The 15,738-nt window shown below is 35.4% G+C and carries 14 protein-coding genes; 2 read left to right on the forward strand and 12 right to left on the reverse strand.

Going from position 1 to position 15,738, the window contains the following annotated elements; genetic code table 11:
- Positions 1 to 32: 32 nt before the first annotated feature.
- Genes ftsA through mraZ form a run of 12 tightly spaced genes read right to left on the reverse strand, consistent with a single transcriptional unit; the run spans position 33 to position 13,588 of the window.
- Complete coding sequence (gene ftsA / locus I130_RS13440) at positions 33 to 1,385, reverse strand: cell division protein FtsA (protein ID WP_034924227.1); 1,353 nt, start codon at positions 1,383 to 1,385, stop codon at positions 33 to 35.
- Between the two features lie 3 nt (positions 1,386 to 1,388).
- Positions 1,389 to 2,105, reverse strand: a complete 717-nt coding sequence (locus I130_RS13445) for a cell division protein FtsQ/DivIB (protein ID WP_034924247.1) — start codon at positions 2,103 to 2,105, stop codon at positions 1,389 to 1,391.
- Positions 2,095 to 3,450: a UDP-N-acetylmuramate--L-alanine ligase gene (gene murC, locus I130_RS13450; protein ID WP_034924255.1), complete on the reverse strand. Its 1,356-nt coding sequence runs from the start codon at positions 3,448 to 3,450 to the stop codon at positions 2,095 to 2,097. The genes I130_RS13445 and murC overlap by 11 nt, the downstream gene beginning before the upstream one ends.
- The gene (gene murG, locus I130_RS13455) at positions 3,450 to 4,556 is read right to left on the reverse strand and encodes an undecaprenyldiphospho-muramoylpentapeptide beta-N-acetylglucosaminyltransferase (protein ID WP_034924258.1); all 1,107 of its coding nucleotides are present in this window, start codon (positions 4,554 to 4,556) and stop codon (positions 3,450 to 3,452) included. The genes murC and murG overlap by 1 nt, the downstream gene beginning before the upstream one ends.
- Entirely contained in the window at positions 4,553 to 5,764 is a 1,212-nt protein-coding gene (locus I130_RS13460; protein ID WP_034924260.1) for an FtsW/RodA/SpoVE family cell cycle protein, read from the reverse strand. The genes murG and I130_RS13460 overlap by 4 nt, the downstream gene beginning before the upstream one ends.
- A gap of 23 nt (positions 5,765 to 5,787) precedes the next feature.
- Positions 5,788 to 7,131, reverse strand: coding sequence for a UDP-N-acetylmuramoyl-L-alanine--D-glutamate ligase (gene murD, locus I130_RS13465; protein WP_034924261.1), 1,344 nt, complete (start codon positions 7,129 to 7,131; stop codon positions 5,788 to 5,790).
- 1 nt (position 7,132) lies between these two features.
- Positions 7,133 to 8,368, reverse strand: a complete 1,236-nt coding sequence (gene mraY, locus I130_RS13470) for a phospho-N-acetylmuramoyl-pentapeptide-transferase (RefSeq protein ID WP_034924267.1) — start codon at positions 8,366 to 8,368, stop codon at positions 7,133 to 7,135.
- 38 nt (positions 8,369 to 8,406) lie between these two features.
- The gene (locus I130_RS13475; protein ID WP_034924270.1) at positions 8,407 to 9,870 is read right to left on the reverse strand and encodes a UDP-N-acetylmuramoyl-L-alanyl-D-glutamate--2,6-diaminopimelate ligase; all 1,464 of its coding nucleotides are present in this window, start codon (positions 9,868 to 9,870) and stop codon (positions 8,407 to 8,409) included.
- Positions 9,867 to 11,873: a penicillin-binding protein gene (locus I130_RS13480; RefSeq protein ID WP_034924273.1), complete on the reverse strand. Its 2,007-nt coding sequence runs from the start codon at positions 11,871 to 11,873 to the stop codon at positions 9,867 to 9,869. Before I130_RS13480 ends, I130_RS13475 begins: the two co-directional genes overlap by 4 nt.
- Positions 11,874 to 11,881: 8 nt before the next feature.
- The gene (locus tag I130_RS13485; RefSeq protein ID WP_034924276.1) at positions 11,882 to 12,199 is read right to left on the reverse strand and encodes an FtsL-like putative cell division protein; all 318 of its coding nucleotides are present in this window, start codon (positions 12,197 to 12,199) and stop codon (positions 11,882 to 11,884) included.
- Positions 12,200 to 12,237: 38 nt separating this feature from the next.
- Positions 12,238 to 13,134 (reverse strand): 16S rRNA (cytosine(1402)-N(4))-methyltransferase RsmH, encoded by an 897-nt coding sequence (gene rsmH, locus I130_RS13490; protein ID WP_034924558.1) that lies wholly within the window; start codon positions 13,132 to 13,134, stop codon positions 12,238 to 12,240.
- On the reverse strand, positions 13,121 to 13,588 hold the full coding sequence (mraZ, locus tag I130_RS13495) for a division/cell wall cluster transcriptional repressor MraZ (protein WP_034924279.1): 468 nt from the start codon (positions 13,586 to 13,588) through the stop codon (positions 13,121 to 13,123). The genes rsmH and mraZ overlap by 14 nt, the downstream gene beginning before the upstream one ends.
- A 291-nt stretch (positions 13,589 to 13,879) precedes the next feature.
- On the opposite strand from mraZ, the gene I130_RS13500 reads away from it, so the two are divergent.
- Both I130_RS13500 and yihA read left to right on the forward strand, forming a co-directional pair.
- Positions 13,880 to 14,644 (forward strand): alpha/beta fold hydrolase, encoded by a 765-nt coding sequence (locus I130_RS13500; RefSeq protein ID WP_034924284.1) that lies wholly within the window; start codon positions 13,880 to 13,882, stop codon positions 14,642 to 14,644.
- 10 nt (positions 14,645 to 14,654) lie between these two features.
- Positions 14,655 to 15,260, forward strand: a complete 606-nt coding sequence (yihA, locus tag I130_RS13505) for a ribosome biogenesis GTP-binding protein YihA/YsxC (RefSeq protein ID WP_034924287.1) — start codon at positions 14,655 to 14,657, stop codon at positions 15,258 to 15,260.
- Positions 15,261 to 15,738: the final 478 nt, after the last annotated feature.

Consider the following 15,738-nt stretch of genomic DNA (forward strand, 5'->3'; position numbering starts at 1 on the left):
CTCATAAATCCTTTTTTACTGGTTCTATATTCTTACTCTGCGTTGTCTAAAAAATCTTTGAACTTTTCAGCCCATTTATCAAAAACACTCTTTTTAGCTGCTTTTGATTTTGTTGAAGTAGGTTCATCCTCTTCATTTTCATCTTCTGTATGAAAGGAATGTGTTCCTTCTTCTACAATTACTTCTTGCTCTACCGTTCCTGCCTGATTTTGAAACTTAGCATTCTTTTGCTCTAAGCTATTCAACACCAAACCTACTGCTGTTGCATAAAGCGGACTCGTAGTTTCGGTATCACTATCACCTGCTAAATGCTCATTTGGATATCCAATTCTTGTATCCATTCCGGTAATATACTCTGCCAATTGCTTTAAATGCTTCAACTGTGCACCACCACCGGTAATTACCATCCCGGCAATTAATTTCTTCTTCTGCTCTTCGTGACCGTAGTTCTTAATTTCAAGATAAACTTGCTCAATAATTTCTACAACACGTGCATGGATGATCTTGGAAAGATTTTTAAGGGTAATCTCTTTTGGCTCTCTTCCGCGTAATCCCGGAATAGAAACAATCTCATTATCCTTATTTTCTCCTGGCCATGCAGATCCAAACTTGATCTTCAATAACTCTGCCTGTTTTTCTATAATAGAACAACCTTCTTTAATATCCTCTGTAATTACGTTTCCTCCAAATGGGATTACTGCGGTATGTCGAATAATTCCATCTTTAAAAATTGCAAGATCTGTAGTTCCACCTCCTATATCAATAAGTGCTACACCAGCTTCTTTTTCTTCCTGACTTAATACTGCATTTGCAGAGGCTAAGGGTTCTAAAGTTACTGCTGAAAGTTCCAAACCGGCACTTTTCACACATCTACCAATATTTCTAATTGAAGAAACCTGACCAACTACTACATGAAAATTAGCTTCTAACCTTCCTCCATACATTCCAATTGGCTCCTTGATCTCTGCCTGTCCATCTACTTTAAATTCCTGTGGTAATACATGGATAATCTCTTCTCCAGGCAACATTACCAATTTATGAACTTGGTTACATAGTGTATAAATATCGTCGCTATCTATTACCTCATCTGGATTTGGACGAGTGATATAATCGCTATGTTGCAAACTACGGATATGTTGTCCTGCAATTCCAACAACTACTTCTTCAATTTTTAATCCTGAATCTGCTTCTGCTTCTTGTATAGCTTGCTGAATTGATTGAATAGTTTGGGTTATATTATTCACAACCCCACGGTGGACACCTAAACTTTTAGATTTCCCAATCCCTATGATCTCCATTTTTCCGTACTCATTCTTCCGCCCAATCATTGCCACGATCTTCGTGGTTCCAATATCCAGCCCTACTGCAATTTCGTTGTGTTCCATCCCTTATTTTTTAGTGCAAACAACCTGATTTCCAAATTGTAGATCCACCATTTTGTAAGTATTTAATAAATCGTCTTTAAGTCCTTTTTTATAAAAGGCTTTAAAATTGTTGAATTTCTCTTCTATTCGGTCCACTTTTCCGAAAAAAATATTGAAATTAGTTTCTCTTAATTCTATTTGATAGTATCCACCATTCAATAGAGTGATAGACGTAATATGCTCAGTCAAAAATCGATCTTTGTTAATATAATCTACTAGCGGAAAGGCATCTACAATATCCTTTTCATTCATATTAGCAAGAACCGGAACTCTGGCAGAATAACTTTTAGATAGCGGCATCTTTTTACCTAACCTATCTAAATAATACCCCTTATCCCCCAAAACTCTACCGATAGGGCGGCGTTGACTTATTCTGGTTTTTAAAATTCCATCCAAGGTTAGAAACACTTCTGCATTTTCTATCATATCGTGCTTATTCAACAATGCTTCTACCCTATTCAAATCTAAAGTTTCTTTACCTATAGTTGAGACCTCTATGTTATTTTGTATTAACAATTTATTAACCGATTCTTCCGACACATACAGGTTTTCAAATTGAGTGAATTGTACCTCAATTTTTTCCAATTTCCTATCATTATTTCTCTTTTCAGCAAAACCATAAAAAAAGACAATCATGACCAATAACAAAATGCCTTTTATGTAATTGAAATTAATTTTCATCCTTAAAATATTTTTCAACTTTAATGATCTCTTCTCCAATATCTCCAGCACCCATCATAACAATAACAGGGCTTTCCGAAATATTTAACTCATTTATAATCTCCTCTTTATCAATTAATTTTTTGTTCTCATTCTTAATTTTATTCAATAACCAATTAGAAGTAATGCCTTCCATTGGGAGTTCCCTCGCAGGATAAATATCTAATAATCTTACCTCATCGAACTTGCTTAAGCTTTCAGCAAAATCATCTGCAAAATCTTTAGTTCGGCTAAATAAGTGAGGCTGAAAAACGGCAATCACCTTTTTTCCGGGATGCATTTCTCTTATAGCTTGATGCACGGCGGCAATTTCTGCCGGATGATGTGCATAATCGTCTATTAAAATACGATCTGTAGTTTTTAATCTATATGTAAAACGGCGTTTCACTCCTTTAAAACTATATAATGCTCTGGCGAGTTCATTGGTTGGGGATCCATAATGAATTGCAATCGCCAGAGCAGTTATAGCATTTAACAAATTGTGTTTGCCTGGGAGGCTAAACTTTAAACCTTCTATAATTTGCGTTGGGGTAATTAGATCGAAATGATAAGTTCCGTTCTTTATTGTAATATTTTGAGCAGAATAATCTGCGTTGTCTTCAATTCCAATTGTTCCTCCCTTAAGTGGTAGTCCATTCTTCACAAAAAGAGTACCGTTCTCCGGTATTAAAGCGGCGAAATCCTTAAAAGATTCAATTAATTTTTCTGGATCTCCATAAATGTCTAAGTGATCGGCATCCATAGAAGTGATCGCTGCAATATTTGGAGATAAATTTAAAAATGACCTATCAAATTCGTCTGCTTCCACAACCATCACTTCGTTTCCATTGAGAATAAGATTGCTCTGAATATCCTCACTTATCCCACCAAGAAAAGCAGTGACCTTAGCGCCAGTCTCCTTTAATAAGTGTCCTAAAATAGCAGTTGTAGTAGTTTTACCATGTGTTCCTGCCACCGCCAAAGTAAATATACCTTGAGTGATCATTCCCAAAACCACTGCTCTTTTTTTAAGCTGAAATTCTTTCTGAATAAAATAATTGTATTGCTTGCTATCTTTAGGAATCGCAGGAGTGTAAACAATTAAAGTGTTTTTAGTATTTCTGAAACTATCTGGAATAAGCTCAATTTGATCGTTATAAAAAACCTGAATCCCTTCTTCTTCTAATGTTCTTGTTAGAACAGTAGAAGTTTTATCATAACCAGCAACTTGCTTCCCTAGAGAATTGAAATATCTCGCTAACGCGCTCATTCCTATTCCGCCGATGCCGATAAAATAAAGATTTTCTATGTTTTTAAATTGATCCATTAATTTAATTCCTGCTTCATTATAATTTTTTCCATGGCATCTACTATCGCAACTGTAGCTCCTGGTAATGCCAATTTTTTAATATTTTCTGATAGATTTTTCTGAACTTTCTCAGATTCCAGTACAAGCATAATAGTTTCAGAGAAATCCTTAGCTAAATCCTTTTCATTCAATACGTAGGCTGCATCTTCATTTGCAACAGTCAATGCATTTTTAGCCTGATGATTTTCAGCAACATTCGGAGAAGGAATAAAAATTACAGGTTTTCCAACAATACATAATTCTGAAACACTAATTGCTCCTGCACGAGAAACTATAACATCTGCCGCAGCATAAGCAAGATCCATTCTGCTTAAAAAAGCATGTGTCTTCACGTATTCATTATCATACTTCTTATATTCTTCATAATACAAAGAACCAGTCTGCCAGATAAGTTGGATCTCATTTTTTTCAAAAACATCTACAAAGGCTTCCATCAACTGATTTATTCTTCTAGCTCCCAGACTTCCACCTAAAACCAATAATGTTTTTCGCTCTTTCTTTAAATTAAAGAACAACTGTGCTTCTTCTCTTTTATCTTTTATATTAAGAATATCCTGTCTTACAGGATTCCCGGTTTTTATTGTTTTTTCTAACGGAAAATAACTTTCCAGATTATCATAAGCTGTACAAATGGCATCAGCTTTCTTTCCTAATAACCTATTTGTTATTCCCGGATAAGAATTCTGCTCCTGAATTAAAGTGGGAATCTTCATAGAATTCGCCATCTTCAACAATGGTCCGCTTGCAAATCCACCAGTTCCAATAACCACATCTGGATTAAACTTCTTGATGATCTTTCTAGAATTCCATAGGCTGCTAATTACTTTAAACGGAAAGCTTAAATTTCTTTTAGTTAAACTTCTATCTATTCCAGAGATCCAAAGCCCTTCTATTTTATATCCTGCCTGAGGAACCTTAGTCATTTCCATTCTGTCTTTTGCTCCTACAAAAAGGATCTCAGCAGTTGGATAACGCCTTATTATTTCGTCGGCAATAGAGATTGCAGGATAAATATGTCCTCCTGTACCTCCACCAGATATTATTACTTTTAATTTCTCCTTCATATCGCTTCGCTTAAAATGTCCAAAGGATTTTCTTCTTCTTTTTCTCTATCAGATTCTTCAGATAATTTAATTTCTTCTTCTCTTTTAGCACTTACACTCAAAACAATTCCTAAAGCAAGACAAGTCATCCAAATGGACGTTCCTCCACTACTTACAAGTGGCAACGTCTGACCTGTTACCGGAAATAATTCCACTGCAACTGCCATATTTACCATTGCTTGGAATACAATAGGCAATCCTACCCCAATAGCCAATAGTTTTCCGAAAATAGTATTGGATTTTGTTGCCACAATTACTATCCTAAAAAGCAGCATTAAATAAGCCGCCATTACAGCAAAGCCCCCAATTAAGCCCATTTCTTCAACTATGATCGCATAAATAAAATCTGAGGATGATTGTGGTAAAAAGTTCCTTTGTATACTTTTCCCAATTCCCTCACCCGCAATGCCCCCTGTGGCAATTGCAATCTTTGCTCTCTCTATTTGATAATCTGCCTCTGTATCCTCATCATTTGTAAAATTCTCTATTCTACTTGCCCAGGTATCTACCCTGTTTGGCAATAAACCTGGAAATGCTTTTGCGGTTAATATGAACATGGTAAGCATTAACAAACCAGTTCCTACTATAATTCCTAAATATTTTATGGGATAACCACCAAGAAAAACCAACATGATCACCATTGTAAAAATTATCGCGGTGGTAGAAAAGTTAGCTGGTAAAATAAGTACTAATACCACAAAAACCGGCATCCATAGTGGAAGAATGGTTTCCTTAAAGGTCACCTCTTTTTCAGTAATTCTAGAAAGATACCTCGCAACATAGATCATAAGAACTACCGCCGCTAATGTAGAAGATTGGAAAGTCACTCCTACCACTGGTATTTGAATCCATCTACTGGCATAAGCACCATCAATGGTGGTTCCTTGAAAAATCGTGTAAACCAGTAACACCACAACTACAGGCAGCATTAGAATTGAAAGCCCTTTAAAGTAATGATAAGGTATTTTATGAAACGCAAACAACACACAAAACCCTAAAACAAGATGAAAAAAATGAACTACTAAATAACTGCTTGTACTTCCATCTCCATATAAATAGGCTAGGTTACTACTCGCGCTATATACCGGCAAAAACGAAAATATCGCCAGCAACGCGGTCGTAGCCCAAATAACTTTATCACCTTTTATATTTGAAAACAAGTTGTTCATTCAGATCTAAATCTTATTATTTATTATAAATTTCTTACAGAATCTTTGAATTGTCTTCCTCTATCCTCATAGTTTTCGAATAGGTCAAAACTTGCGCAAGCAGGAGAAAGTAATACCGTATTTCCTCTTTCAGCAATTTTATATGCCATTCCAACAGCTTCTTTCATAGAATGAGTTTCCACAATTGTATCTACACAATTCCCAAAAGCCTCAAAAATCTTGGAATTATCCACCCCTAAACAAATAATTGCTTTTACTTTTTCATTTACCAAAGGCAATAATTCTGAATACACATTTCCTTTGTCCACTCCACCAACGATCCAAACTGTTTCACTTTCCATGCTCTCTAAGGCATAGTAAGTAGCATTGGTGTTAGTAGCTTTAGAATCGTTCACGTACATTACATTATTGATTTTTAGCACTTTTTCCAATCGGTGTTCTACCCCTTGAAAATTTTCCATACTTGCGCGAATGGTCTCTTTTCTAATTCTTAATAATTGAGAAACCGTGGAGGCAGCCATGGCATTCTTAGTATTGTGTTTACCTTCTAGTGCTAATGCGTTATTTGGCATAATAAATTGGGTGTTGTTGAGGTTTATTTTAATGTTGTTATCTTCTAAATAGGCTCCCATTTCTAATTTCTTCTGAAGTGAAAAAGGAATCATTTGAGCTTTTACTGAATTGGCTTCAAGCCATTTTGAAATTATTCCATCATCGGCATCATAAATAAAGAAATCATCTTCAGTCTGATTTTCAGTGATTCTGAATTTTGATGCCACGTATTCATCTAAATTGTAATTATATCTATCCAAATGATCTGGAGTGATATTAGCAAGAACAGCAATATCTGGTCTAAAATTTATTATTCCGTCTAACTGAAAACTGCTTAGTTCCAATACGAAGTAATCTATAGGATCACCCGCTACTTGTTTTGCAAAACTATCTCCCACATTTCCAGCCATGGATACATTTAGACCTTCATTCTTCAGGATATGGTAAATCCATTTTGTAATGGTGGTTTTTCCATTGCTGCCAGTAATACCAATAATTTTTGCTGAAGTATATTCAGCAGCAAATTCAATTTCAGAAATTACGGGTATTCCGTGCTCTGTAATCTTTAAAACCAAAGGAGCGTTATCTGGTATTCCAGGACTTTTCATAACTACTGAAGCATCCATGATCTTAGATTCTGTATGTCCAGATTCTTCCCAGTCTACTCCTAATTTTTCGAGCTCTGCTTTGTATTTATCTTTAATCTTTCCGAAGTCGGATACAAAAACATCATAACCCTTCTTAAGCGCAAGAATCGCAGTACCTACACCGCTTTCTCCGCCTCCCAGAATCGCTATTTTTTTGTTTTCGCTCATGTTATCTAACTTTCAAAGTAATAATGGTTACGATCGCAAGAAAAATCCCAACGATCCAAAACCGAACTACGATCTTGCTTTCGTGTAAACCCTTCTTCTGATAATGATGATGCAATGGGGACATTAGAAATATCCTTCTACCTTCTCCATATTTTCTTTTGGTGATCTTGAACCATCCAACTTGCATAACTACGGAGAGATTTTCTAAGAGAAATATTCCGCATAAAATCGGGATCAATAATTCCTTTCTTGTAGCAATTGCGATCACTGCGATAATTCCTCCTATAGTCAAACTTCCTGTATCACCCATAAATACTTGAGCGGGATAGGTGTTGTACCATAAAAAACCCACTAATGATCCTGCAAAAGCGGTTATAAATATGGTCATCTCCCCAGACCTTGGGATATACATAATATTGAGATAGTCTGAAAATATGATGTTACCAGAAACCCATGCAAAGATTCCCAAAGTAAGCACGATAATCGCCGAGGAGCCGGCAGCAAGTCCATCTATTCCATCAGTTAAATTAGCCCCATTAGAAACAGCTGTTACAATAAATATCACGATTGGAATAAAGATCAACCAAGCATAATTCACTAAAGATGGATTTATCCAACTGATCAAGCTTGCATAATCGAATTCATTATTCTTTACAAACGGGATAGTTGTAGTAGTAGATTTCTCTTCAGCACCAGAAGTGATCTCCTGATCGTTATTAATAACTTGTTCTGTATTAAATGAAGGGACATTCACATCCTCCTTAATTGTAATTGCTGGGTGCAAATACATGGTTCCACCTACGATAAGTCCAAGCCCAACTTGACCCATCACTTTAAAAATTCCTTTTAAACCTTCTTTATCCTTTTTATAAATTTTTAAATAATCATCTATAAAACCAATAGTTCCCATCCAAAGAGTAGTGACTATTAATAAAATAACATAGATGTTATCCAATTTAGCAAATAACAATACTGGGATAAGAGTGGAGATAATGATAATTAATCCACCCATAGTAGGAGTTCCAGCTTTTTCACTTTGACCTTTCAATCCAAGATCCCGAACACTTTCTCCTACTTGTTTTTTCAAAAGATAATTGATGATCTTTTTACCATAGATAGTAGATATTGCTAATGACAAAATAATAGCCATCGCAGAGCGGAATGAAATAAATTCAAACAGACCTGCACCAGGAATCTGGTAGTGTTTATCTAAAAAATCAAACAAATAGTATAACATATCTTTACTTCTAACCCCTGACTTCTAGCGGGGAATTACTATTTACCTAGCTGGCTTAAATAATCGTTTACAATTTTATAATCATCAAAATCAGATTTTACACCTTTAACGTCTTGGTAAGTTTCATGACCCTTTCCAGCAATTAGAATTATGTCATTTGGATTAGCTAATTGACAAGCTGTCTTGATTGCCTGATTTCTGTTTACGACCGTCATTGTCTTTTTGAAATCCAACGGGTCTACACCTGCTTCAACATCTTTCAATATTTCTTCAGGATCTTCGGTTCGAGGGTTATCACTGGTGAAAATCACTTTGGTACTTAGCGCCGCAGCAATATTTCCCATTTTTGGTCTCTTAGTTTTGTCACGATCGCCTCCGCAGCCTACAACCGTAATCAATTCTTCGTTCTTTGTACGAATAGCATTTATGGTTTCCAATACATTTTTCAGAGCATCTGGAGTATGTGCATAATCTACGATTGCAGTTATTTTTTTATTGGAAACTACATACTGAAATCTTCCACTTACAGAGTTTAATTCACTGATAAGCCTTAAGTTTTCCAATTTTTCCAATCCTAATAAACTCCCTGCTGCATAGATTGCAAGAATGTTATAGGCATTAAAATTTCCTATCAGTTTAGTCCAAACTTCATCTCCATTTATCTTCAGCAGTAATCCGCTAAATTGATTTTCTAAGATCCTTGCATTAAAATCTGCAAAGGTCTTTAGAGCATAAGTTTGCTTTTCTGCTTTTGTATTCTGAAGCATTACTGCTCCATTTTTATCATCTGCATTTACCAAAGCAAAAGCAGAAACAGGTAACTGATCGAAAAACAGTTTCTTTACATCTCGATATTCAGCAAATGTTTTATGATAATCTAAATGATCATGTGATAGGTTGGTGAAAATTCCGCCAGCAAATTTTAGACCTGTAGTTCTATCCTGCGCTATCCCATGAGAACTTACTTCCATAAAGCAATATTCCACACCTTCATCATTCATCAGTTTCAAATAAGAATTAATCGTCAATGAATCTGGGGTTGTATGAGAAGCTGCATAAGTTTTTTCTCCCACCATGATATTCACGGTAGAAAGCAAACCAACTTTAAAGCCCGCTTTGCTGAACAAATGATACAATAAAGTCGCAACGGTTGTCTTGCCATTAGTACCAGTAACTCCTACTAATTTTAAATTTTCTGAAGGCGAGTCGTAATAATTAGCCGCCATAATTGCCAAGGCTCTTTGAGAATTTGCTACTTGGACATATGTAACACCATTTACAATTTGCTCTGGCATTTCCTGACAGATAACTGCTAGAGCGCCTTGATTAACAGCTGTGGTTATAAACTGATGTCCGTCTGAAACAGTTCCTTTAACAGCAACAAACACATCATTCAATTCTACTCTTCTAGAATCAAAATAAATGGAATTCACAGTTACGCCGGTATTGCCAATTACGGCATCCATAGGGACTTTATATAATATGTCTTTTAGTATCTTCAACTTAAACTAAGTGCTACTTGTTGATTATTCTTAATTTTTTGTCCTGCAGGTATAGATTGATTTTTAACCTTTCCATTTCCATTTATTTTAACAGATAATCCTAGGTTTTCTAAAAGCGCAAGGGCATCCATAGCAGGCATTCCAACAACATTTGGCATTAATTTCTTAGTGCTTTGTGCTGCTGCATAATATTTTTCAAAGTCTCCTGAGATCTTATCATTTTCAATATTTAATGATTCCAATTCATCTTCAATAGGAGTATCTGTATATATTTTTTGAGCAATTCTTTTAAAGACAGGCCCGCTAACATCGGCACCATAAATACCTATTTTACTATTAGGCTTGTGAATTACAACTATGCTTGTATATTTTGGATTATCAGCAGGGAAATAACCAACAAAAGAGGAAATATATTTACGGTTAGAGCTCCAGCCTTCTTTCCAATATTCGGTTTGTGCAGTCCCAGTTTTACCGGCCATGGAGAAATTAGGTGAGTACAAACTTTTAGCAGTCCCTCGTGCCACTACATTCTCCATCATTGCTTTTACCTTATCTACTGTTTCTTGAGAACAGATTGCAGGATTTAATACTGTTAATTCATTTTTCTCAATTACCTTATCCCATTCACGTACTTCCTTAATAAAACGAGGTTTTAATAGCACTCCATTATTAGCAATTGCATTATAAAATGCCAAGGTTTGTAAAGGTGTTATTTGAATACTTCCATACCCATATGCCATCCAAGCCAAGGAAAGTCCAGACCAAGATTTATCACCAGGTTTTGGAATAATTGGCTCTCCTTCTCCAACAATAGAAATTCCTAATTTTTGATTAAGATTCATTCTATTTAAACCATCAATAAATTTTTGAGGATTGTCCTTATAATTATCATAAATCAGTTTTACTACACCCACGTTTGAAGAAACTTCAAAAGCTTTTGCTGCTGAAATCTTTCCATAACCTCCATGATGAGAATCTCTAACCTTATAACCACGCACGCTCATAATCCCATTCTCAGTATCTACAACTGTACTGGTATCTATTACCTTATCTTCTAATGCAACAACCAACGCCATTAATTTAAATGTAGAACCAGGTTCGTGTGTTTCGCCAACCGCATAGTTTAACTTTTCGAAATAAGTACCTTCTGAAGTTCTCCCTAGGTTGGATATAGCCTTGATTTCCCCTGTTTTAGTCTCCATAACCACCACAGTTCCATGATCTGCTTCGTATTTCTCCAACTGAGCCAATAATGCATGGTGAGCGATATCCTGAATATTTACATCTATAGTAGAAATCACATCATAGCCATCTTTTGGCTCCACCTCATTGTTATCACTAATTGGTTTCCATTGCCCCTTTGCGATCTTTTGTTTTAACCTATGTCCATCAGTCCCTTGTAGAAATGGCCCAAAAGCTCCTTCTAAACCAACTCTTGTATAATATCCTTGTTTGTCTTTTCTTTCGTAGCCCACAGTTCTAGCTGCCATTTCTCCCAATGGATGCTCACGTACTGTTCGTTGTTCCACGATCATTCCGCCTTTGTAAGTACCTAGATTAAAAAGTGGGAAACTTTTTACTTTCATATAATCTGAATAGCCTAAATTTCTTGCTATTAAAAAATATCGATGCTTATTAACCCTTGCAGTGCGTAGACTTAAAGACCAATAAGAAACACTTTTACCAAACATTTTATACAGCTCTTTGGAAAGTGGGACTATATTCTCTTCAAAATTTTTATCAGTCACCGTAACCGCATCAAATCTAATATCATAGTTAGGAATAGAGGTAGCTAATAGATTCCCATTAGAATCGTAAAGATTCCCGCGATTTGCCGGAATGGTAAAATTCTTTAAAGTTCTTTCTTCAGATAACTGCTTATACTTATCTCCTTCAACAAACTGAATATTTAGCAACTGCACAGCTATTGCCACCGCAAAGATGAACATACATCCGGCTACAAAGTACAATCGGTTTAATATGTGCTTTTCGTTAGTTGCCAAAGCTTTACTTAATCTGTTATATTAATTTTTATTTTGTATGGAGGCGTTTCCGAAGGTTTCACTCCTCTTGAAGCCATTTTATTAGTAATGGTAGATTCCATTTTGAGTTTCATTAAAGCAGAGCGCATATCAACAAATTCGCTTCTTAACTCCCTCACTTCTGTATTTAACCTAGCTATATTATGAACCTTGCGCTCGGCACTATGCGAACAGGCAATCATAATAATGGCAAGAAGCGTACAGAACACAATGAATCTCCAGTTCTTAACAGCGTCATTGCTAATTAAAAAATCGGCTTTCAATATGTTATACATCTTCTTTGTCATTCCTATCTCCCTATAGATTTCTTCTGAATTATTCAGAATTATAACTTTACTGCTATTCTTAATTTTGCGCTTCGAGCTCTATTATTTTTATAAATCTCATCTGCAGAAGGAACTATCAAGCTTTTCACTTTTTTAAATGGCACAGATATATTCCCATAAAAATCTTTCTCAGGTTCTCCTTCAAAAAGTCCGCTTCTTATATATCGTTTTACCAATCTATCTTCTAAAGAATGGTAGGAAATAAGACTTAGCCTCCCTCCCTTATCTAACAACTCCTCGGTTTGTAATAAAAACTCCTTTAGAACTTCTATTTCTTGATTTACCTCTATTCGAATTGCCTGATAGATCTGTGCTAATATTTTATGCTCCTTTTCCTTAAACAGGAAAGGTTTTAGTACTTCTTTTAATTGATCGCTACCCTCTACTGGAGCAACTTCTCTAGCCTTGATTATCTCTGCCGCTATTTTTGAAGCATTTCTTAAATCAGCATATTCAAAGAATATTTTTTTAAGTTGCTCATGATCGTACTCATTGATCACTTCAAAAGCACTCAAACTGCTTTTCTGACTCATCCTCATATCCAGCTTCGCCTCAAATCTGGTGGAAAAACCACGCTCTGCAACATTGAATTGATGAGAAGAAACACCAAAATCTCCAAGAATGCCATCTACTTTCTTTATTCCATCGAATCTCAAAAATCGTTTTATGAATCTAAAATTCTCATTTATTAAAGTAAAGCGAGGATCATCTATAGCATTATCTAAAGCATCTTCATCTTGATCAAACGCAAATAATTTTCCTTTCTCTCCAAGTCTACTCAATATCTCACGGGAATGACCACCGCCTCCAAAGGTGACATCTACATATACTCCGTCTGGCTTAATATTTAAACCATCCACAGATTCTTTTAATAAGACAGGATTATGATATTCCATTAAATTCATCGTTACCCATAACTTCTTCAGCCAGATCTGCGAAATCTTCGGCATCAGCACCTATAGTGTTTTCATATTTATCTTTATCCCAGATCTCAATAATGTTAATTGCAGAAGAAAGAACAATTTCCTTATCCATTTCAGCAAAGCCAAAAAGATCTTTAGGGATTAACAAACGTCCATTTGCATCTACTTCAACAGTTTTAACACCCGCTGTAAATCTTCGTATAAAGTCATTATTCTTCTTCTTGAATCGGTTTAAACTATTGATCTTTTTCATCATTTCATTCCATTCCTGCATTGGATACAACTCCAAACAAGGTTGAAAAACAGATCTTTTAAGAACAAAACCTTCCTGTAAAACTGGCGTCAGCTGCTTTTTTAAAGCGGCCGGAACCATAAGACGCCCTTTAGCATCCACTTTACATTCATATGTTCCAATTAGATTTACCACTCAATAACTTTATAGAGTCAAATATATTGAAATTATTACCACATTTTACCACTTTTTACCACTTTGTTGATAAGTTTCTCCACCTATTGTGCTGAAACACTTCTAAATAGAGCTAGTTCATTATGTTTCAGACTCTTGGTTTTTTCATGACATTTTATGCAAATTTTAATAGTAAAAATTTGTGTTTTTAATGCATAAATGCATTGCGCAATTAAACTGTGTATTAAGTAAAAATGATTATACTTGTACTGAAATCGCTATATTTGCGATTGCTAATTGCAAATGGCATTCATGGAACACGATTTACAGCAAGAAGGAAAATTCACTTACCTAGAAAAAGGGGAAGGAACACCGATAGTAATTTTACACGGACTCATGGGTGGCCTAAGTAATTTTAATGGCGTTGTTAATTACTTTCCGGAAAAAGGTTACAAAGTTTTAATTCCAGAATTACCACTTTACAACATGTCCTTACTTAAAACAAGTGTTGGAACGTTCGCAAAATATCTGAAAGATTTTATTGAGGCTATGGGATATTCTGAAGTGATTCTTCTTGGAAATTCCCTAGGTGGTCATATTGCCCTTCTTTGCACAAAAATGTATCCGGAATTAGTTAAAGGACTAGTAATAACTGGAAGCTCTGGGCTTTATGAAAATGCAATGGGCGAAAGCTACCCAAGAAGAGGTGATTACGAGTTTATAAAGAAAAAAGCGCAAAATGTTTTTTACGACCCAGCAGTTGCAACAAAGGAAATAGTAGATGAGGTATACTATACCATTGGCGATAGAAACAAATTAGTAAAAACATTGGCTATTGCAAAAAGCGCAATTCGCCACAACATGGCTAAAGATCTTCCAAAAATGGAAACTCCAACTTGTATTATTTGGGGAAGAAATGATAATGTAACTCCTCCAGATGTTGCAGAAGACTTCAATAAATTGCTTCCAGATTCTGACCTTTATTGGATAGATGAATGTGGGCATGCAGCCATGATGGAACATCCAGACACTTTTAATGAGCTATTGTTTGAATGGCTTCAAAAGAGATCTTTCTAAGATTTAAATAATGATAATAAAATCTTCTGAGTTTGTAGTAAGTAACAGTGATGTTGCAAAATGTCCAAACAGTAAATTGCCGGAATATGCATTTATTGGTCGGAGTAATGTGGGAAAATCCTCCCTCATTAACATGCTAACGGCTAGAAAAAGTCTTGCAAAAATATCTGGAAGACCAGGAAAAACTCAGCTAATCAATCATTTTTTAATCAATAAAGATTGGCATTTAGTCGATCTACCTGGTTACGGATATGCACGAGTTTCGAAGTCCATCAAAAAGACTTTCCAAAAATTTATTACTCAATATTTTGAGCAAAGGGAACAAATGCTTTGCGCCTTTGTTCTTATAGACAGCAGACATAATCCTCAACCTATAGATCTAGAATTTATGCAATGGCTTGGAGAGCATGGAATTCCTTTCTGCATTATCTTCACCAAAGCAGATAAACTTAAGCCTAACGCCTTATCAAGGAACGTAGAAACCTACAAAGAGAAGATGTTGGAAATCTGGGAAGAGATGCCAGTGCATTTTATTACTAGCTCTACAAATGACCTTGGAAGAGATGAAGTGCTTAAATATATTGAGGATCTAAATACTCAGTTTATCTCTAATTAGGTTCCAAAAAATACAGATTCGAGATTAATCTTCTCAAAAATCAATATACTTTTTCATACAACAAGAACTTGACCAGCGCGTCACACTGAGACCTGTGATTAAAAAAATCATCTAGCGTAGGAAAATTGACGTATGATGGTTTTTAGGTTTTTAGTAGATTTATCGTTTTTACGAACTTCTTTTTTGCAGTGTAGTGCTTCCCCAGCGTAAAATTTTCGAAGCCTTGGAGAAAATTTAGCTGGAGTAGTACGGTTCTAATTATGCGGTAGCATAATTAGAAACACCTACAAAAAAGTGTCTTTTTTTTGGTTCCGTTTTTTTGGACAAACAAAAAAATGAACAATTACTAAAATTAATCAAAGCTTTATAGACCAAAGGGAGTGTTTTATAGATTCTTGAAATTACCACAATGAGAACAAAAAGCGCATTAAAAAATAGCTAAGGAATTAGATACTATTCTTAGCTATAAACCAGCGAC

The organism is Gillisia sp. CAL575 (assembly GCF_000403785.1).
GTDB lineage: Bacteria > Bacteroidota > Bacteroidia > Flavobacteriales > Flavobacteriaceae > Gillisia.

Excerpts from the sequence above, each read along its gene's own strand:
- I130_RS13460 (WP_034924260.1), bottom strand. The coding sequence starts at position 5,764 with ATGAACAACTTGTTTTCAAATATAAAAGGTGATAAAGTTATTTGGGCT.
- I130_RS13445 (WP_034924247.1), bottom strand. The coding sequence starts at position 2,105 with ATGAAAATTAATTTCAATTACATAAAAGGCATTTTGTTATTGGTCATG.
- murD (WP_034924261.1), bottom strand. The coding sequence starts at position 7,131 with ATGAGCGAAAACAAAAAAATAGCGATTCTGGGAGGCGGAGAAAGCGGT.
- mraY (WP_034924267.1), bottom strand. The coding sequence starts at position 8,368 with ATGTTATACTATTTGTTTGATTTTTTAGATAAACACTACCAGATTCCT.
- murC (WP_034924255.1), bottom strand. The coding sequence starts at position 3,450 with ATGGATCAATTTAAAAACATAGAAAATCTTTATTTTATCGGCATCGGC.
- yihA (WP_034924287.1), top strand. The coding sequence starts at position 14,655 with ATGATAATAAAATCTTCTGAGTTTGTAGTAAGTAACAGTGATGTTGCA.
- I130_RS13500 (WP_034924284.1), top strand. The coding sequence starts at position 13,880 with ATGGAACACGATTTACAGCAAGAAGGAAAATTCACTTACCTAGAAAAA.
- ftsA (WP_034924227.1), bottom strand. The coding sequence starts at position 1,385 with ATGGAACACAACGAAATTGCAGTAGGGCTGGATATTGGAACCACGAAG.
- rsmH (WP_034924558.1), bottom strand. The coding sequence starts at position 13,134 with ATGGAATATCATAATCCTGTCTTATTAAAAGAATCTGTGGATGGTTTA.
- murG (WP_034924258.1), bottom strand. The coding sequence starts at position 4,556 with ATGAAGGAGAAATTAAAAGTAATAATATCTGGTGGAGGTACAGGAGGA.
- I130_RS13485 (WP_034924276.1), bottom strand. The coding sequence starts at position 12,199 with ATGACAAAGAAGATGTATAACATATTGAAAGCCGATTTTTTAATTAGC.